The 18,229-nt window shown below is 45.8% G+C and carries 16 protein-coding genes; 12 read left to right on the forward strand and 4 right to left on the reverse strand.

Features of this window, described 5'->3' with window-relative positions; translation table 11 throughout:
• Positions 1-56 precede the first annotated feature (56 nt).
• From BM607_RS11205 to deoD, 8 genes are all read left to right on the forward strand, one after another.
• Complete coding sequence (locus BM607_RS11205; protein WP_071938400.1) at positions 57-260, forward strand: DUF5363 family protein; 204 nt, start codon at positions 57-59, stop codon at positions 258-260.
• Positions 261-270: 10 nt separating this feature from the next.
• The gene (locus BM607_RS11210; protein WP_071938399.1) at positions 271-1,035 is read left to right on the forward strand and encodes a TatD family hydrolase; all 765 of its coding nucleotides are present in this window, start codon (positions 271-273) and stop codon (positions 1,033-1,035) included.
• A 176-nt stretch (positions 1,036-1,211) separates the two neighbouring features.
• Complete coding sequence (locus BM607_RS11215) at positions 1,212-2,507, forward strand: NupC/NupG family nucleoside CNT transporter (protein ID WP_071938398.1); 1,296 nt, start codon at positions 1,212-1,214, stop codon at positions 2,505-2,507.
• A gap of 352 nt (positions 2,508-2,859) precedes the next feature.
• Positions 2,860-3,711 carry an outer membrane protein OmpK gene (locus BM607_RS11220; protein WP_071938397.1) on the forward strand — a complete coding sequence of 284 codons (852 nt, stop codon included), beginning with the start codon at positions 2,860-2,862 and terminating at the stop codon, positions 3,709-3,711.
• Between the two features lie 421 nt (positions 3,712-4,132).
• Positions 4,133-4,903 (forward strand): deoxyribose-phosphate aldolase, encoded by a 771-nt coding sequence (deoC, locus tag BM607_RS11225; RefSeq protein WP_071938396.1) that lies wholly within the window; start codon positions 4,133-4,135, stop codon positions 4,901-4,903.
• A gap of 184 nt (positions 4,904-5,087) precedes the next feature.
• Positions 5,088-6,419 carry a thymidine phosphorylase gene (gene deoA / locus BM607_RS11230; protein ID WP_006082703.1) on the forward strand — a complete coding sequence of 444 codons (1,332 nt, stop codon included), beginning with the start codon at positions 5,088-5,090 and terminating at the stop codon, positions 6,417-6,419.
• Positions 6,420-6,428: 9 nt separating this feature from the next.
• Positions 6,429-7,643 (forward strand): phosphopentomutase, encoded by a 1,215-nt coding sequence (locus tag BM607_RS11235; protein WP_006082702.1) that lies wholly within the window; start codon positions 6,429-6,431, stop codon positions 7,641-7,643.
• 91 nt (positions 7,644-7,734) lie between these two features.
• The gene (gene deoD, locus BM607_RS11240) at positions 7,735-8,445 is read left to right on the forward strand and encodes a purine-nucleoside phosphorylase (RefSeq protein ID WP_006086929.1); all 711 of its coding nucleotides are present in this window, start codon (positions 7,735-7,737) and stop codon (positions 8,443-8,445) included.
• 207 nt (positions 8,446-8,652) lie between these two features.
• Here the strand turns inward: deoD and BM607_RS11245 are convergent, their stop codons facing one another.
• Complete coding sequence (locus tag BM607_RS11245) at positions 8,653-9,723, reverse strand: AhpA/YtjB family protein (RefSeq protein WP_071938395.1); 1,071 nt, start codon at positions 9,721-9,723, stop codon at positions 8,653-8,655.
• 43 nt (positions 9,724-9,766) lie between these two features.
• On the opposite strand from BM607_RS11245, the gene serB reads away from it, so the two are divergent.
• Together serB and BM607_RS11255 are read left to right on the forward strand one after the other, a co-directional pair.
• Positions 9,767-10,747 (forward strand): phosphoserine phosphatase SerB, encoded by a 981-nt coding sequence (gene serB / locus BM607_RS11250; protein ID WP_071938394.1) that lies wholly within the window; start codon positions 9,767-9,769, stop codon positions 10,745-10,747.
• A 128-nt stretch (positions 10,748-10,875) separates the two neighbouring features.
• A complete protein-coding gene (locus tag BM607_RS11255) occupies positions 10,876-11,871 on the forward strand; it encodes an alpha/beta hydrolase (protein WP_071938393.1) in 996 nt (331 codons plus the stop codon).
• On the opposite strand, the gene BM607_RS11260 is transcribed toward BM607_RS11255, so the two are convergent.
• Positions 11,868-14,249, reverse strand: coding sequence for a PilZ domain-containing protein (locus BM607_RS11260; RefSeq protein WP_071938392.1), 2,382 nt, complete (start codon positions 14,247-14,249; stop codon positions 11,868-11,870). The genes BM607_RS11255 and BM607_RS11260 overlap by 4 nt on opposite strands.
• Positions 14,250-14,349: 100 nt before the next feature.
• On the opposite strand from BM607_RS11260, the gene radA reads away from it, so the two are divergent.
• Entirely contained in the window at positions 14,350-15,714 is a 1,365-nt protein-coding gene (gene radA / locus BM607_RS11265) for a DNA repair protein RadA (RefSeq protein WP_006082696.1), read from the forward strand.
• A gap of 131 nt (positions 15,715-15,845) precedes the next feature.
• On the opposite strand, the gene BM607_RS11270 is transcribed toward radA, so the two are convergent.
• Positions 15,846-16,217, reverse strand: a complete 372-nt coding sequence (locus tag BM607_RS11270; protein WP_006082695.1) for a PilZ domain-containing protein — start codon at positions 16,215-16,217, stop codon at positions 15,846-15,848.
• Positions 16,218-16,416: 199 nt separating this feature from the next.
• On the opposite strand from BM607_RS11270, the gene torR reads away from it, so the two are divergent.
• Positions 16,417-17,127: a two-component system response regulator TorR gene (gene torR, locus BM607_RS11275; protein WP_071938391.1), complete on the forward strand. Its 711-nt coding sequence runs from the start codon at positions 16,417-16,419 to the stop codon at positions 17,125-17,127.
• Here the strand turns inward: torR and torT are convergent.
• Positions 17,124-18,203 carry a TMAO reductase system periplasmic protein TorT gene (gene torT, locus BM607_RS11280; RefSeq protein WP_071938390.1) on the reverse strand — a complete coding sequence of 360 codons (1,080 nt, stop codon included), beginning with the start codon at positions 18,201-18,203 and terminating at the stop codon, positions 17,124-17,126. The genes torR and torT overlap by 4 nt on opposite strands.
• Positions 18,204-18,229: the final 26 nt, after the last annotated feature.

Consider the following 18,229-nt stretch of genomic DNA (forward strand, 5'->3'; position numbering starts at 1 on the left):
GTGAATTCACCGCCATTTTTGTATCTAATGAAATCTAAAAACGGTTCTGGATGTGAATGATGGCGAATTGGATCACAAAAACATGGCAGGTTTATATTCAGTGGTGCGACCGCATGGGGCTGACACCCGAAAATTGTCGTTGTTGTATGCCACGCCTTGAAGATCCGCCATTAGCGGTAAAATGTGCCAAAGCGACTACGGCTGACGAAACTGCATTGCCGCCCGAAGCGCATTCAAACGGCAAATCGACCGTAGAGTGAGGTATTTGCAGTGATTGATACCCACGCACATCTAGATTTTGCCGAGTTTGATCTTGACCGCGATGCTGTGGTGCAGCAAATGCACAGTGTTGGCGTTAATAATCTGATTATTCCTGGCATATCCCCGCAGCACTGGCACAAACAGCTCGCAGTTGCCGAACAATATCAAACCTATTTTGCCCTTGGTATCCATCCTTGGTTTTGTCCAGAGGATGTTGATACAGCGATCTTAGCATTAACATCTAAAGTTGCCGCGTTGCTCGAATGTCCTCGTTTTGTTGCTATTGGTGAATGTGGCTTAGATAAGCTTTATTCCTCAACATGGCCACAGCAGTTAGCGTTTTTTGAGGCGCAACTGACGTTAGCTAAATCCGTTAATCTGCCAGTGATTATCCATAGTGTGAAGGCACATCCCGAGGTTTTGGCCTGTTTAAAAAAGTATCAATTGCCTAGAGGCGGTGTGATACATGCTTTTTCTGGCAGTGTTGAGATTGCACAGGAATATATCAAGTTAGGTTTTAAGCTGGGAATTGGTGGTTTGATTATGAATCCTAATGCCAAAAAATTACTCAAAACAGTCACTGAACTCCCGCTCGAGCACCTCATGCTTGAGACTGATTCTCCGGCTATGACGCCGATAAATGTTGCAGAAAAACGTAACCAACCCGCTAACCTTGTTCTTTTTATAGACAAAATCGCCGCTTTGCAAAAAAAATCAAGTGTTCTAATATCAGAACACTTGATGTTGAATGCAGTGCAACTGTTTGACCTTTAGCTATTTTTAAATAAACAGGTGTAGGTCGCACTAGCATTCTGCACTAAGCGATTGAAATTAAACTCCAAAAATATGATCAAAACGACGATTTTCGACTTAGGCTCGGGTATAATCTGACTCGGAAATAGGTTGATTAACAACATAATTAAAAAGTGTTAACAATAGGGTGATGGTTAATGGATATATTAATGAGTTTAGTAGGGGTGGTCACCCTACTTGCGATAGGTTTCCTCCTATCGAATAACAAAAAAGCAATTAATTTACGTACAGTGGGTGGCGCTTTAGCTATTCAGGCCGCTTTCGGTGGTTTTGTACTGTACGTTCCAGTTGGTAAAGATATCCTGAAAAGTGTATCTGATTTTGTGTCAAGTATTATTAGTTATGCACAAAACGGTATCAGTTTTCTGTTCGGTGATTTAGCTAACTTTAAACTTGGCTTTATCTTCGCAGTTAACGTGTTACCCGTTATCGTGTTCTTCTCTTCATTGATTGCTGTGCTGTATTACTTAGGCATTATGCAGTGGATCATACGTATTATTGGTGGTGGGCTACAAAAAGCATTAGGTACAAGCCGTACAGAATCAATGTCAGCAACAGCTAACATCTTCGTAGGTCAAACTGAAGCCCCATTAGTGGTTCGTCCATTCATTCCAACTATGACGCAGTCTGAACTGTTTGCGATCATGGTGGGTGGTTTGGCATCAATCGCGGGTTCAGTATTGGCTGGTTACGCGCAGATGGGTGTACCTATCGAATACTTAGTTGCCGCATCATTCATGGCAGCACCAGGTGGTCTATTAATGGCTAAACTGATGCACCCTGAAACTGAAGTTGCTAAAAATGACATGAGCGATTTGCCAGAAGATCCTGATAAGCCAGCTAACGTGTTAGACGCAGCAGCAGCTGGTGCTTCATCTGGTATGCACTTAGCGCTGAACGTAGGTGCTATGTTGTTAGCCTTCGTCGGTTTAATTGCCATGCTCAACGGTTTGATTGGTTGGCTTGGTGGATGGGTTGGTCTTGAAGGGCTAACACTTGAACTGATCCTTGGCTATGTATTCATGCCTTTAGCATTCCTTATCGGTGTGCCTTGGAATGAAGCATTAGTAGCAGGTTCTTTCATCGGTCAAAAGATCATTGTTAACGAATTCGTTGCTTACTTGAACTTTGCTCCATATATCTCTGATGTTGCAACGACTTGTACTGCTGTAGCTGCCGAAGTAACTAAAGGTCTGCCGTTATGCGTTGCTGAGACACAAGCTGTGATGACTCATAGAACACAAGCGATTATCTCCTTTGCTCTGTGTGGTTTCGCTAACTTGTCTTCAATCGCGATTCTGCTTGGTGGTTTAGGTGCTATGGCTCCTACTCGTCGTCATGATTTAGCTACAATGGGTATTCGTGCGGTTATCGCCGGCTCTTTAGCTAACTTAATGAGTGCGACACTTGCTGGTCTGTTCTTAGCTATGTAAGTTATTGAGCGGCAGTCGGGGGAAACCCCACTAACTGGGTCCTGACCATGCAGGGCGGGACCTAAGTTAATTCAACCATTTTCCAGTAGTGATTCCTGTAGTGAATAGTTTCTCCAATTGAAAAACACAGAATGCAACTGAGATGTAGCTGTCATTCTGTCTTAAATGTCGTAGTTCCACGGTTACGTTAATTAATCGTAATGCAGAAGTCGCGACTTTGTTCACAATTAAGAATTTTGTGTTTGTGATTTTACGCTAGATTATTGAGATTTTTTTTAATCTAGGTAGAATGCGAGCGCCACAAAAAGAACGCTACCCTCGATGGTAGTAAACAAGATAAATGGGGTTGATGATGAAAAACGTTAAAACTTTAGCTTTAGCCGCTACTGCTGTAGCTGCAATCTCTGGCAACGCATTTGCCGCTGATCGTACAGATCTTCACGGTACTGATTACAAGTGGATGCAGTTCAACGCTATGTACTCTATCGGTGAAAAACCAGATAACCAAGCTACAGGCGATCAACACAACTACTTAGAAATGGAATTTGGCGGCCGTTCTGGCGTATTCGATCTATACGGTTATGTTGACGTATTCAACTTAGCAAACCAAACAACTGAGCATGGTGATAAAAACCCTCAAGAAGATCCTAACTTAAGAACAAGTAAGTTGTTCATGAAGTTTGCGCCGCGTGTATCAATTGATGCGCTGACTGGCAAAGATCTATCTTTCGGTCCAATCCAAGAGGTTTATTTCTCTACCCTGTTCAACTGGGATGGCATGAATGGTAATGGCGTTAACTCTACTTTCTGGGGTGTTGGTGCTGACGTAGACATGCCTTGGTTAGGTAAAACTGGCATGAACCTGTACGGTTTCTATGACATGAATGCTAAAGAGTGGAACGGTTACCAGTTCTCTGCAAACTGGTTCAAACCTTTCTACTTCTTTGATAACAAGAGCTTCCTGTCATTCCAAGGTTATATCGACTACCAATTCGGTGCAGACGAAGACAAAGCTGCTTTCGTTCCAAAAACTTCTAACGGCGGTAACATCTTCTTCGGTCTTTACTGGCACTCAGATCGTTATGCTCTGGGCTATGGTTTGAAAGGCTTCAAAGACGTTTATCTGTTAGAAGATGGTGCTGGTGCACTAGCTCTAGAATCAACAGGTTGGTCACACTACCTGTCAGCTACCTACAAGTTCTAATTTCTTGTAATACTAGTTGCTTGTTGGAGCCGCATTATGCGGCTCCATCTTTGTTTTACCATGAGTCTTTATCTCAGCCTATTAGGCTAACAAGTGGGTTTATATAAAGGTTTGTGTTTTTCTCGCGCTAAAATGGATTTTTCGCGGAAAAGTAGGAGCAAGATTTTATTCGTATCCTCTCTTCCGGTCTTCAAGGATTCAAGTCGTGGTCACTTATAAGTTATTTTAAGTGTCAGGATGCCTATTGCTCTTTCGGGCTTAGGCAAGATTGAATACCTACAACAAGGTAGTTTGTACAAGCAAATTACTCGGCACCGCCTGAAGGCCCGGCCATAAAAATAATCAAAATAATGCCACCTCTTATGCGTTGCTTTTATGCGACTGATTTCTATTCATTTAATTTTTATTTTGGAGAGCTATTATGACTGATTTAAAAAAAGCAGCACAACGCGCCATTGAGTTAATGGACTTAACGACTTTGAATGATGATGACACAGATCAAAAAGTGATCGACCTGTGCCACAAAGCGAAAACGGCTGCGGGCAATACTGCCGCTATCTGCATTTACCCACGTTTCATCCCGATTGCACGTAAGACGCTAGATGAAATCGGTGCTGAAGATATCCAAATCGCCACTGTGACTAATTTCCCCCATGGCAACGATGACATCGCCATTGCCGTACTAGAAACCCGCGCTGCCGTTGCCTATGGTGCGGACGAAGTTGACGTGGTATTCCCATACCGTGCGCTGATGGAAGGCAATGAAACGATTGGTTTTGAATTAGTTAAAGCCTGTAAAGAAGCCTGTGGTGAAGTCTTGTTAAAAGTCATCATCGAATCTGGCGTGTTAGCTGATCCTGCGCTTATCCGCCGTGCATCTGAGCTTTCAATCGATGCGGGTGCTGACTTTATCAAAACTTCTACGGGTAAAGTGCCTGTAAACGCCACACTCGAAGCGGCTGAGATCATGTTAACTGTGATCAGCGAAAAGAATACCCAAGTAGGCTTCAAGCCTGCCGGTGGTGTGCGTGATGCTGCCCAAGCTGCTGAATTCCTAGGTGTTGCAGAGCGTATTTTAGGGGCTAACTGGGTTTCACCACGTACCTTTAGATTTGGTGCTTCAAGCTTATTAAACAGCTTGCTGCACACATTAGAACTAGCTGATGCGCCTAAGCCAACTCAAGGCTATTAATCGCAAACTGTCGCTGATTAATACTATCAGCGTATAGCGAGCCTAATTAAGTGTGACCTAAATCTATTTGGCAAACTCAAAACTTCGATAGTATGAACTTGTAATATTGCTACAGTTTTGATGTTTCATTGCAAAGATAAGCACTAGCGACAGGGTTGTTAGTGCTTATCTTGGAGGCAGTATCATGTTTCTAGCTCAAGAGATTATTCGTAAAAAACGTAATGGTTTAGCGCTAAGTTCCGAAGAAATACAGTTCTTTGTTCAAGGTATTACCACCAACTCCGTATCTGAAGGTCAGATCGCCGCATTAGGCATGGCGGTGTATTTTAATGACATGAATATGGATGAAAGAATCGCTTTAACGACAGCAATGCGTGATTCTGGCACTGTGCTTAATTGGCAATCATTGGGACTCAACGGTCCTGTCATCGACAAACACAGCACTGGCGGTGTGGGCGATGTGATTAGCCTCATGCTCGGCCCTATGGCTGCGGCGTGTGGCGGTTATGTGCCTATGATTTCTGGGCGCGGCCTAGGTCATACTGGCGGCACGCTCGATAAGTTTGATGCCATTCCGGGTTACCAAACTGAGCCTTCAAGTGAATTGTTCCGCAAAGTGGTTAAAGAAGTCGGGGTGGCGATTATTGGCCAAACGGGTGATCTCGTTCCTGCCGATAAACGCTTCTATTCTATCCGCGATAATACCGCCACCGTTGAATCCATTTCCCTCATCACAGCATCGATCCTGTCTAAGAAATTAGCCTGTAATTTAGATGCGTTGGCGATGGACGTGAAAGTCGGTAGCGGCGCTTTTATGCCAACCTATGAGGCATCGGAAGAATTAGCTCGCAGTATCGCCGCCGTTGCAAATGGCGCTGGTACTAAAACGACTGCTTTGCTTACTGATATGAATCAAGTGCTTGCATCTTGCGCCGGTAACGCGGTCGAAGTGAAAGAAGCCATCGACTTTTTAACGGGTGCTTACCGTAACCCGCGTTTATATGAAGTCACTATGGGTCTTTGTGCTGAGATGCTGCTGCTTGGCGGTCTTGCAAGCAATGAAGCCGATGCTCGCGCTAAACTGAATCGTGTACTCGACAATGGTCGCGCTGCAGAACTCTTTGGCAAGATGGTGTCGGGTCTCGGTGGTCCGGTTGATTTTGTTGAAAACTACAGTAAATACCTGCCGCAGTCACAAATTATTCGTCCCGTCTTTGCCGATATGCAAGGTTATGCCTATAGCATGGATACCCGTGAGTTAGGTTTAGCGGTTGTGACCTTAGGTGGCGGCCGCCGTAAGCCTGGCGATGCACTAGACTATAGTGTTGGCTTAACCCAAGTGTGTGCCCTAGGCGATAAAGTGGATTCATCGACGCCGATTGCCGTTATCCATGCACAATCTGAAGCCGCCTTCGCGGAAGCGGAACTCGCGGTGAAAAAAGCGATTCACATTGGTGAAACCGCTCCAGAAAAAACACCTGAGATCTATGCCTATATTCGTGCATCGGATCTTTAAGGAAGAATTATGAAACGTACCATTATTATGATGTTGGACTCCTTTGGAGTCGGTGCTTCTGCTGATGCAGCAAGCTTTGGTGATGTCGGTTCCGATACCTTTGGTCATATTGCTAAAGCATGTGCTGAAGGCAAAGCCGATATCGGCCGTGAAGGTCCACTTAAATTACCTAACCTAGCACGCTTAGGTTTAGGCCATGCGGCGATGGAAAGTACTGGCGCCTTTGCTCCCGGTTTTGGTGACAATGTTGAGCTGATTGGTGCTTATGGCCACGCTCAAGAGTTAAGTTCGGGTAAAGATACGCCGAGCGGTCACTGGGAAATGGCGGGCGTGCCCGTACTATTCGAATGGGGCTACTTTAGCGAGCACCAAAATTCTTTCCCTAAAGAACTGACGGATAAGATTTTAGCCCGTGCGGGTCTGGATGGGTTTTTAGGTAATTGTCATGCTTCTGGCACAACTATTTTAGAAGAGTTAGGCGAAGAGCATATGCGCTCTGGCATGCCTATTTTCTATACCTCAGCCGATTCTGTGTTTCAAATCGCCTGCCACGAAGAAACCTTTGGTTTAGACAATCTCTATCGTCTTTGCGAAATAACCCGTGAAGAGTTAGAGCCTTACAACATAGGTCGCGTTATTGCCCGTCCATTTGATGGTACTGGCCCAAGTGACTTTGCCCGTACTGGTAATCGTAAAGATTATTCGCTGGCGCCACCTGCAAAAACCGTATTAGATAAGCTGAATGAAGCGGGCGGTGAAGTGGTGAGTGTGGGCAAGATTGCCGACATTTATGCTTACTGCGGTATCACTAAAAAAGTGAAGGCGAACGGCTTAGAAGCGCTTTTCGATGCGACCTTAGCCGAAGTGAAATCTGCGGGTGATAACACTATAGTGTTTACTAACTTCGTGGATTTTGACTCTCACTATGGTCATCGCCGTGATGTGGCTGGTTACGCTAAAGGGTTGGAATATTTCGATGCCCGTTTGCCTGAGATGCTCGCATTATTGGGTGAAGACGATCTGCTGATTTTAACGGCGGATCACGGTTGCGATCCAACATGGCAAGGTACGGATCATACCCGTGAATATGTGCCAGTATTAGCCTTTGGCGCTGGATTGAAAGCGGGTTCTCTGGGGCGTCGTAAGAGCTTTGCCGATATCGGCCAATCTATTGCGAGCCACTTTAAGCTTGAACCTATGGCCTATGGTGAATCTTTCCTTTAGGCAAATTAGCATTTATTTCGATTTGGCGGCTGACATTTGCCGCCAGTAAACAAAGACTTAAGTCTTAATAAAATAAACAGGGGTTATTTCGATGGCAACACCACACATTAATGCTGTAGAGGGCGCATTCGCTGAGACAATGCTGTTTCCAGGCGATCCATTACGTGCAAAATATATTGCTGAAACATTCTTAGAAAATGTTGAGCAAGTGACTGATGTTCGAAACATGCTAGGTTTTACTGGTACTTACAAAGGTAAGCGTATTTCAGTTATGGGTTCTGGCATGGGTATTCCTTCATGCTCTATCTATGCAACTGAATTAATTCGTGATTACGGCGTTAAAAACCTGATCCGTGTGGGTACTTGTGGTGCGATCAGCACTGACGTTAAAGTGCGTGACGTGATCATCGGTATGGGTGCATGTACTGACTCAGCGGTTAACCGTTTACGTTTTAAAGGCCAAGATTTTGCCGCTATCGCTAACTATGAGCTGATGAATGCGGTTATCGAGTCAGCGAAAGTTCGTGGCACTAAAGTTCGCGTAGGTAACATTTTCTCTGCGGACCTGTTCTACACTCCTGATCCACAAATGTTCGACGTGATGGAGAAGATGGGCGTGTTAGGCGTTGAAATGGAAGCGGCTGGTCTGTACGGTGTTGCCCATGAGTTTGGTGCACGTGCCCTGTGTGTTGTGACTGTTTCTGACCACATCCGCACCGGTGAAAAGACTTCTGCAGAAGAACGTCAAACCACATTCAATGACATGATCATCATGACATTAGAAGCAGCGATTACACTGTAACTGTATAAGAGTGTGCTACTGTATAAGAGTGTGCTACTGAAAAAAGGGTTCGCATTGCGGACCCTTTTTTTATGCCAATTCTTAGCGGCTTTTCTATTCGACCTTGTTATTTATGGATTGGTTATTAGAAATTGGTTGTTTATGGCTTAGTATTTATAGCGAAGCTATCAATAGATTAGTGATTTACCCTATCTATTGGGATAACTATTAACCGGTTGAATCAGTGTCGAGATCGCTTGGCTCGCTGGGCGTTTTTGGCGTCGAGGTTTCGGCCGTAACGGCTGTTGCTTTAGTCGCGTGTTTTATCTGACGGACACTTTTAACTTTAGGTTTAACCTTTACCGGTGCCGCTTGTTCCGCATCGTTTGTCGCGTTTTTAACTGCTGTATTATCCTGTAACTCCAATGATTTTTCTGACGTTTTTTCGGCCTTAGTTTGCACGCTGGTCTGAGTGAGCTTATCGACACGAGTCTCTGTCACTGCTTTTGGCGCCTTAGTGGCTTTAGCCGCTTTCTCTTGTGGACGATCAGTGGTCGACACCGGTTGATCTTCGGTTATCACTTGCGCTGATCCATCACTCGTACTTTCAGATGGCTCTTCAGCTGAGGATTCTTTCTTAGATTTTTTCGGCGATTGACGCAATTTAACCCGAAAGCGGCGGCGGTCAAAATCGGCGCGTTTGAAAGACAAAGAGCGCGAAAGCAACATACCAATCAAGCCTGCAACCAGCAGCATGATTTGTTGTTGCTCCATGTTTAAATTATGGGCTTCTTTGATTTCGTTGAAAAACAGCTTGGTATCGAGCCTGACTTCGACATAACCTAGATTTTTCCCTTCTTGGATCACAGGCTCAACATAGGGAGGATATTTGCTTAGTAGCAAATTCATTTCTTCCGAGTCAGGATCGACAACATCCTTAGTGATACTTTGGGCGAAGGATAACCGCATGCCTTGGTCGCTGAAGATCGCCGCAGACATCACCTTAGGATCTTCCACTAAAGCACTGGCGAGCCATTGCAACTGCTCGTCATTTTGCAGTTGTAGCGCGGGCGCTGCACCATAAGCGGTTTGCTGTACCAGTAATCTGGCCATCTTTTGAGTTTGGGACTTTAGAAGCAGCTGACCTTGTAGTAGGCTTGTCTGCCACAATTGCACTAAGCCGAATATCAAGGCGAAGGCGGCGGCAATTTGGATCAGTCTACTGATTTTATGGCTTTTCTTTAGCCCTTTAAGATATAACACTTTGACCCTTAAAATGTAGAGCGCTTGCCTAATCATAATTGATTCTGAGTGAGCCCGATAGTTGGAGAATTTAAGTCCGATGGAAAGCTTGAACCAAGATGCGCTTTTTTTGTGGTTAGTCTCTGACCATTCCCCAAGGTTTGAATGCCAAGGGCAAGTGTTTGAACGTTATCAAGAGTCAGCAAACCCCGCTGGTGTTTCGCGTTTGCGGGTGATCTATCAAGATACGTTAGCGCAGGCAGGGATATCGGCCTGGATTGCGGCATTACCTTCGTCTGATGTTATCGGTATTGCCCATATCGAACGCCAAGTCGGTTTGCATTGCATCGAGTTGGCGCTGGTGAATGTGCCTTCTCAGGCGCAGTTAGCGGCATTCCCTCAGTCTTTGGCTGAACTGCATGTGCTCCATGTTGATTTGCCTCGCTTGCATCATCCCGGCTTATTAGTGATGGACATGGATTCCACGGCGATTCAGATTGAATGCATTGATGAATTAGCGGCCATGGCGGGCGTTGGCGAGCGCGTGGCGGCGATTACTGAACGTGCTATGCAAGGCGAGCTGGATTTTGAACAGAGTCTGCGTCAGCGCGTGGCGCAGCTTAAGGGCGCTGATGCCAGTATTATCACGACTTTGTGCGATAACTTGCCTTTAATGTCAGGGCTTGAGCCCATGCTTTTGGAGCTTAAATCCCATGGCTGGCGCTTAGTGGTGGCATCTGGCGGTTTTACCCCTTTTGTGGGCCATTTAAAGCAGCTGTTAAGCCTAGATGCGGCCTTTGCTAATGAGTTAGTCATCACTGATGGCAAACTCGCGGGTGAAGTGACGGGTAAAGTCGTGGATGCGCAGTTTAAAGCGGATGTGGTTGAGCGTTGCAGTGAGCAGTGGGACATTCAAAAAGGTCAAAGAGTCGCTATCGGTGATGGCGCGAATGATATCCCTATGGTGATGGCGGCGGATTTTGGTATCGCTTTCCATGCCAAACCTAAGCTGGCAGCCGCGGCGGATGCGAATATTCGCTATCTTGACCTGCGCGTTTTACCTTATCTGTTGCAAATCTAGGTTATTCATTTATTTGAAATTTGAGTCGAGATGAAAGTCTAAGTAAGGGCTGAGTTAGAGTAATGACTCTTGTCTTTTATCGATGAGCTGGTAGTTTAGGGAGATTGATAAACTACCAGTGACTTATTTTGACTCAGCTCGCCCAAGGCTCAACATCACCCATTTCACAGTCTTCAATTTACCTGCCGTACCGCGATGGACAGCTGCATCTACGGCAGTTATTACCGTCGGTGCCTGATTTTTCTAAAACGCCTATTCTCATGCTCCATGGCGCCATGTCTAATGGTCGGGTGTTCTATAGCCAAAATGGCCGTGGCCTAGGTTGTTTTTTGGCTAAGGCGGGATTTGTGGTGTATGTGTTGGATACCGCTGGCAGAGGGCTCAGCTTGCCGAAAATCGATCGCGATTTTACCTTAGGGCAAGGTGAAGTGATCCGTGAGCAATTACCTTTAGTGCAGCAGGCCATTCTCGATTTACATCAAAAAGCTTGTCAAGAACAAGCGGCTCAAGATGATCGCAAAGCCGTGTCGCCTTCGCAGGTGCATTGGTGCGCCCATTCATGGGGCGGGGTGTTAATGGCGAGCAGTCTGGCCCGTTATCCTGAGTTACAACAAAGCGTTCGTTCACTGCTTACCTTCGGTAGCAAGCGGACGATTCGGGTTAAGTCCTTCAAAAAGTGGTTGATGGTCGATGTCTTTTGGAACCGTCTAGCGCCAGGCTTAGCGATGGGCCAAGGTTACCTTGCTGCCGATAAGCTGCGCATCGGTATGGATAATGAGAGCCGCGCCTCGTTAGTTCAAAGTATCGATTGGGTGCAGGGTGATTGGATCGATCACGACGATGGATTTGATTATGCGAAAGCGGCAAAGCGCGCTAATTGGCCACCGGCTTGGTTTATCTCAGGGCAGAACGATACTGTGCTGGGGCATCCCGAAGATGTGGCGGATATGGTCGCAGAGTGCGGCTTTAAACGAGTTAAATCAACGCTTCTTTCTATGGAGAATGGCTTTAAGCATGACTATGGTCATGCCGATATGCTGACGCATTTAGATGCCACCAGCGATCATTTTCCCAAAATTAGTGATTGGTATTTAAGTTTTGATTTGGCGGTGTTAAATGGTTAAGACTGTTTTTTGTGGAGCACTGGGTATCTTAATTCAACCTCTTGGGTGATATCCAAGAGTTCACCGACGCCAATCACTCGCCATAGTTGTTCTTCTAACTGTTTGGCTTTATGGTTTGCATGAATATTAATGTATTCCAACTCGCGGCGCAGGTAACTCATATCTGGCTTCTCTGTCGCGCCACGGTAAATGCGTAGGGCGAGGAATCGGCCTACTGCTTTGCTCTGATTGATAAAGGTTATCTGAGCATCAACTTCACCGACTTCCGTGGCGGGAGTACACTTTAAAAAGATTTTGCCACGTGATTGACGGATCAATTGAACAAACACTTCAATAAAATCCATATCTTGCTGGGGTTTCATCTGGCGAATAGGTTCGAGAATATCCCGTTTAAAGAAACCGTCTTTTAGCAGCGGCGCTAAATTATATTGCAGAGTATCTGAGGTGCCCGCAGCAAAAATATCGCTGATCTCATCTTGTCGCGTGCCGACGCCTAAACACGCGACTTGGGCCGATTTTGTCGTTTTTTCAACAAAGTAGGGCACAGAATGCAGATCATGCATCAAAATGTTTTTTAAACCATCTGCAAGTTCATTAGCCTCACTATTGTTCTCGGTCAGTTGTTCTAGCTTTTCCTTATTATGGGCAATGAGTTTATTTAAAAACTCCACCCCCACATGGGGGGTATGGCCCATGACTGCGGTTAAATGCAGTGTCACGCCATTCTTGCGGGTGCGCACTAAACGGTAGGGGAGGTTATCTAGCTGTGTTTTGCCTGCAATAGTTTGTAGTTTGGGAAAGCTTAATAGTAGTGGTTTATTCGATGAGAAATCTGTCGGGTTGTCTAAGGTTAATTGCATGCCGCGGCTAGAAATATCTAAGGTAATGCCCGTGGCTTTTAGCTTGTCTTGCGTCACGTTGACTAAGGTTTTAAAGGCGAAACGAGCCTCTTGGCGTCGCTCGCTAAATTGCATGGAAACTAACTTAATTTGATTGGTGGTTAATCGTTGTTGACCAAAGGTTTTTAGGGCGTTGGCATTACTGTTGTCTTGCCAGGCTTTGTAATGCCCTCTGGCATCTTCATTGCTGATATCGATGAGCTGCAGTAAATGACTAAACTGCGATAACTGCTGTTCGACCAGCGGGCTGAATTTAGCCTCATCGCCCGGCAAAGTTGCACGGCCATAGCCTTTATCATGATAAATTTTATCTTGGGTGACTTTAAAAACTCGCCAGCTAGGTTTGGTCGACGCAAAGCCTAAAAATAAAGGCATCATGCCCTTAGCTTTAAGCTCGGCTAAGGTGGCAGAGTAAAAATATAAGCAGCCTTGGGCGTTATAGGTAAAACTAAAAAATAACCCGTGGTCGGGATTCTCTGGATGACTCAGTAGTGCCGATACTCGGGTTGGCGTCAACATGGCTGGTAACTGGCTGACATCATTCTCATCTTGAAAATAATGCACTATCTGTTGGTTGTCACGGCTGAGTAGCATGTGACTCAAACCTTGGGTTTGAGTATTGAAATACAAAGGTAAGTGAGGCAGGTGGGGTAAATAATGGCGTTCAAATCCGAGTCCTGTTGCACTCACTATCACATCATTGACATCTACCTTGTAACGCAGTTTATAGCCGCGGATTAAATTGCCGAGCATTTCACTTAAGGCTTCGCTGCCACCAAGGCGTTTGAGTCTTAGCCAAATATATTCGCCATTGGTTTGGCTATCGACAATCTGATAATCCACTCCTAGCTGGAGATCGGGATAGTAAAACTCTTCACTGAGTTCCAATAACTTAACTTTGAGTGGTTGGTCGAGATCGAAGGGATGATTGGCTGCAAGACGAATACGGGCGCCGCCAATAGATAAATCTGCCGTGATCCCAGGCACTTCACTGCGACCCGTTTGTGATGCCGCAATGCGAATACTGTAATTCATCCGCTCTTCGGCACGGTTGAAATAACTGCCTAATACTACGCCTGGCACCATAAAAGGTTCTGGTTCGGCGGCTTCAACTTGAGTCACACCTTGACGTAATTTTACCCGACGCTGTTGGTGAGCATTGAGCACATACTCATACACACCTAAGGTATATTGGTTGCGAAACAGTGACATGGCCTCATGCATACTGTTTTTGGCTGGCTCATCTAAAAAATGTCGCTGTTGACCTAACATGACTTCAGTACAAGCAAGCTCTGATTTATCCCTGAGATCGATAATTCGAGTGCAAGGCGAAGCCAAACGATTGAGCTCCATTTTCAATAGAAAACGGGTCGAATTGGTTTCATCTATCGTCAGCTGCTGGAAAATCTCTTGGAAGTTAGGTTCCATGAGTAACGGCTTGAGCTGTTCGATGAGTGCACTATGGTTATCTAAACTCATGTAGGGTTCTTTTTAATGCTTATTTTGTATTGGACTGTTAGTCTTATGTCGGCAGTATTCATCGTTACTTAAATTGATTTTATACAGATTTTAATGAGTTATGGCAAAGAATAAAACAGCGTACGTGTGTAATGAGTGTGGACAAGACTTCCCCCGTTGGCAAGGGCAATGCAGTGCTTGTCAGGAATGGAATACGATTACTGAGGTCAGGCTCGGTGCGGCTTCCCCTGGGCGCAGTACTAAGTTTGTCGGTTATGCCGGTGCGAGCAGTAATGAAGTGAAGACATTAGATCAAATCGATCTCAATGCTCTGCCACGAATATTGAGCCATTTCGGGGAGTTAGACCGAGTGCTCGGTGGCGGGATAGTGCCAGGTTCAGCCATTTTGATTGGCGGGCATCCTGGTGCGGGTAAGAGTACGCTTTTATTGCAAACCCTGTGTCATCTGGCCGAGCAAATGCCTGCACTGTATGTCACGGGTGAAGAGTCCTTGCAGCAAGTGGCCATGCGTGCCCATCGCCTTGGTTTACCAACCAATAAGCTGCGGATGTTGTCTGAAACCAGCGTCGAACAAATTTGCGAAGTTGCCCTTAAAGAATTGCCCAAAGTCATAGTGGTCGATTCGATTCAAGTGATGCACATGAGTGATGTGGCATCGAGCCCTGGTAGTGTATCGCAGGTCCGTGAATCCGCCTCTTACTTAACACGTTTTGCGAAGGAAAATGGCATTGCCGTGATCATGGTCGGCCATGTGACGAAAGATGGCAGTCTGGCGGGACCTAAGGTATTGGAGCATTGCATCGATTGCTCTGTGATGTTCGAAGGCGATAGTGATAGTCGTTACCGCACCTTGCGTTCCCACAAAAACCGGTTTGGCGCCATCAATGAGTTAGGTGTATTTGCCATGACAGAGCGCGGCTTAAAAGAAGTCGCCAATCCTTCGGCAATCTTCCTTTCCCGTGGTGAAGAGGAATCTTCTGGCTCGCTTGTTATGGTGGTTTGGGAAGGCACGCGGCCGCTACTTGTGGAGCTGCAAGTGCTGGTGGATAACTCGGCCATGTCTAACCCGCGCCGCGTGGCTGTGGGTATGGATGCCAACCGTTTAGCCATGTTGCTTGCTGTGATGCACCGCCACGGCGGTTTACAGATGTCAGATCAGGATGTATTTGTGAACGTGGTGGGCGGCGTGAAAGTGACAGAAACCAGTGCCGACTTAACGCTACTCTTGGCTATGGTATCGAGTTTTCGTGGGGATATTTTGCCCAGCGATTTAGTCGCCTTTGGTGAAGTGGGATTATCTGGCGAAATTCGGCCTGTGCCCAATGGCCAAGAGCGATTAATCGAAGCTGCTAAGCATGGTTTTAAGCGCGCAATTGTGCCAAAGGCCAATGTGCCGAAAAAGCCTCCTGCGGGGATGGAAGTCGTGGGTGTGTCTAAGTTATCCGAAGCGCTAGAAGCGATTTAGTCATTAGGCTGAGTAAAATGAGAGGCTAGCTAAATTTAGGCGCTAGCTGGCATTAAATGCTCCCAAGCGAGATTAACGCCAGCAAGCAAAACAGCGCCATTAGGCGCTGTTTGTGTTTGTGAGCGAGTGTCTTAATCTGTGATATTGTGTTTTTCGATAAACAACATAAGTTCGCGATTCAGCAAGGAAGCATCACCTAAGTTCAGCTCCACCATACGTTTTAGGTGGCTGATGCTGTCGACGTCGATGAAGTTACACTTCAAGCCTAATTGGGCATTTTTTTGATGGACCAACTCAGTTTCCATACGGATCTCAATATCAGATTCGGGCAAGATAAAACTGAGGGTAATAGCATCACCCGAGTGGATAAAATTTTGCGGCTCTTCGACCAAAGCGCCATTTAGACTCAAATCGAGAATGGTCGTCTCCCACTGTGCAACACCTTGTTGTAGATGTGCATTCGTGGCAAATAGAATCCGCGAAAACTTGCGCCTTTCGTCCATACCCAATCCTTTTTCTTTCATAGTCAGCTAAGTGTAGTCCCATCAGTGCCCCTAAGCATATGTCATATTGATGTGACTGTAAAAGCAGAGCAATTTTTTGTTCAATAAAGCTACCGAGATCGCATATTTAACCTTTCACGCATATGCAAATATGAAAAAGTATGAATAATTCACGTAAGTAAAATAAGAGAAATTGAAAATGGCTTATAGTGTGCTCGTTGTCGATGATGAAGCGGTTATTCGTGCGCGATTGAAGGGATATTTTGAAAAGGAAGGTTATCGCGTCGTTGAAGCTGCCGATGGCGAGCAAATGTGGTACGAATTTAATCGCCAACATATCGATTTGATCATGCTAGATATCAATTTGCCCGGTATCGATGGTTTGAGCCTGACCCGTGAGCTGCGCAGTCGCTCCCATGTGGGCATCATTCTGGTGTCTGGGCGGGATGAATCTATCGACAAAATCGTTGGTCTCGAAATGGGCGCTGATGATTATGTAACTAAACCTTTCGAACTGAGGGAGTTGCTGGTTAGGGTAAAAAACCTTCTGTGGCGGATTTCCCTTGTGAAGCAAGCTGAGCTGGCGGTTGCCGAAGAATTATCTCAACCGGACGATGTGATCAGTTTCGAAGGTTATCAACTCGAACTCAACAGCCGCAAATTACGCCATGGTGATGTATTGATCAAACTCACCAAAGCGGAATTCGAGCTACTGGCCGCATTTGCCCTGCATCCGCAGCAAGTCTTATCCCGCGAGCGTTTAATGCAGCAAACCAGCCACCGTAATCTGGATGTTAATGACAGAACGATCGATGTGATCATTCGCCGTCTTCGCAATAAACTCGACACTGAATTGTTTGTCACTATTCATGGTGAAGGCTATTTATTTGCCGCTAAAGTGGACGATTAATGGGAGTTAGGTCGCACTTGGTACAGAGGATAAAAGTCGGCTTCCGCTAGGCTGAAATCTAATTGGGACAAAGTGTTAGAGGATGATGTTCGCTTGATGATCGCTGGTCCTATATCGCCAAATATCTTAGCGCCTTCGAGTTGTTTCACTGTGATATCAATTGCGAGTTTCCCCTGTAACACGACTAAATCATCATTGCTGTAGATGACTTTTTCCCGTTTTAGCCCACGTAAAATGGCGGGGGACAAGTAACTGCTTACTAGCTTGACTCTGTTACTTAATCCCTTTTGTTTCAAAGTACTAATGGCGGCCTCAATCGCCACTGCGCTGCCGAGAATATAATCTGGCTGCTGAGCTTTAAGCAGTATCTGCAACTGGTCACGATACAGATTGCGATTATTATCGGCGTGCTGAATGGCACTAATCTTGACTTGGCTCCCTTCAAGCGCCTGACGTATACCTTGCTCAACTAAATCTGTGCCACCTACGTTTTCTGGTCCGGCCAAGAGTGCCAAATTTGCCGTTTGATGTGGATGTTGTGATGCAGCATCGGCTTTGATGAAGTTACCCGCCAGTAACCCCATTTGATACCAGTTCACGCCAATATGGGTTTGGACTCGGTCGCTATTGAGTTTGTTGACTAGGGCTAACACGGGTTTAGTGAGCGGTGTTGTAAATTGGGCGAGTAAATCTGGGCTGACTGAGCCGAGCAAGATGGCATCATAGTCGCCTTGCATACAGTTTTGCAGCTGTGCCAGTTGTTTATCTTTATGGTAATAACTGCCAGCTTCGAAGAGATCGAGTGAGACGCCAAGGGCTTTGGCATGATGGATCAGCCCATAATCAATGCCAATCCAGTAGGCATCTTTAAGGTGTGGCACTAGGGCGCAGATCCGCCAAGGCTTTTGAGCTTTTGTCAGCGGTAAGTAGTTTAATGTTTGGGATTGCTGGATTTTGACATTGAATGGCGTGCGCTGCTCTAATGGCCAAGTGAGGGTTTCACTTGTCGCATAGCCTGAAAACACGAGGCCAAATGTGGCGAGTGTGAACAATCGTTGCCAATATTTTCGCATCATCCCGTATTATCCGCTAAGCATAATCT

Origin of the sequence: Shewanella sp. SACH (assembly GCF_001887095.2) — a bacterium.
GTDB lineage: Bacteria > Pseudomonadota > Gammaproteobacteria > Enterobacterales > Shewanellaceae > Shewanella > Shewanella baltica.

Excerpts from the sequence above, each read along its gene's own strand:
- radA (WP_006082696.1), top strand. The coding sequence starts at position 14,350 with ATGGCAAAGAATAAAACAGCGTACGTGTGTAATGAGTGTGGACAAGAC.
- BM607_RS11205 (WP_071938400.1), top strand. The coding sequence starts at position 57 with ATGATGGCGAATTGGATCACAAAAACATGGCAGGTTTATATTCAGTGG.
- deoC (WP_071938396.1), top strand. The coding sequence starts at position 4,133 with ATGACTGATTTAAAAAAAGCAGCACAACGCGCCATTGAGTTAATGGAC.
- deoD (WP_006086929.1), top strand. The coding sequence starts at position 7,735 with ATGGCAACACCACACATTAATGCTGTAGAGGGCGCATTCGCTGAGACA.
- BM607_RS11235 (WP_006082702.1), top strand. The coding sequence starts at position 6,429 with ATGAAACGTACCATTATTATGATGTTGGACTCCTTTGGAGTCGGTGCT.
- torT (WP_071938390.1), bottom strand. The coding sequence starts at position 18,203 with ATGATGCGAAAATATTGGCAACGATTGTTCACACTCGCCACATTTGGC.
- BM607_RS11260 (WP_071938392.1), bottom strand. The coding sequence starts at position 14,249 with ATGAGTTTAGATAACCATAGTGCACTCATCGAACAGCTCAAGCCGTTA.
- deoA (WP_006082703.1), top strand. The coding sequence starts at position 5,088 with ATGTTTCTAGCTCAAGAGATTATTCGTAAAAAACGTAATGGTTTAGCG.
- serB (WP_071938394.1), top strand. The coding sequence starts at position 9,767 with ATGGAAAGCTTGAACCAAGATGCGCTTTTTTTGTGGTTAGTCTCTGAC.
- torR (WP_071938391.1), top strand. The coding sequence starts at position 16,417 with ATGGCTTATAGTGTGCTCGTTGTCGATGATGAAGCGGTTATTCGTGCG.
- BM607_RS11220 (WP_071938397.1), top strand. The coding sequence starts at position 2,860 with ATGAAAAACGTTAAAACTTTAGCTTTAGCCGCTACTGCTGTAGCTGCA.
- BM607_RS11270 (WP_006082695.1), bottom strand. The coding sequence starts at position 16,217 with ATGGACGAAAGGCGCAAGTTTTCGCGGATTCTATTTGCCACGAATGCA.
- BM607_RS11245 (WP_071938395.1), bottom strand. The coding sequence starts at position 9,723 with ATGATTAGGCAAGCGCTCTACATTTTAAGGGTCAAAGTGTTATATCTT.
- BM607_RS11215 (WP_071938398.1), top strand. The coding sequence starts at position 1,212 with ATGGATATATTAATGAGTTTAGTAGGGGTGGTCACCCTACTTGCGATA.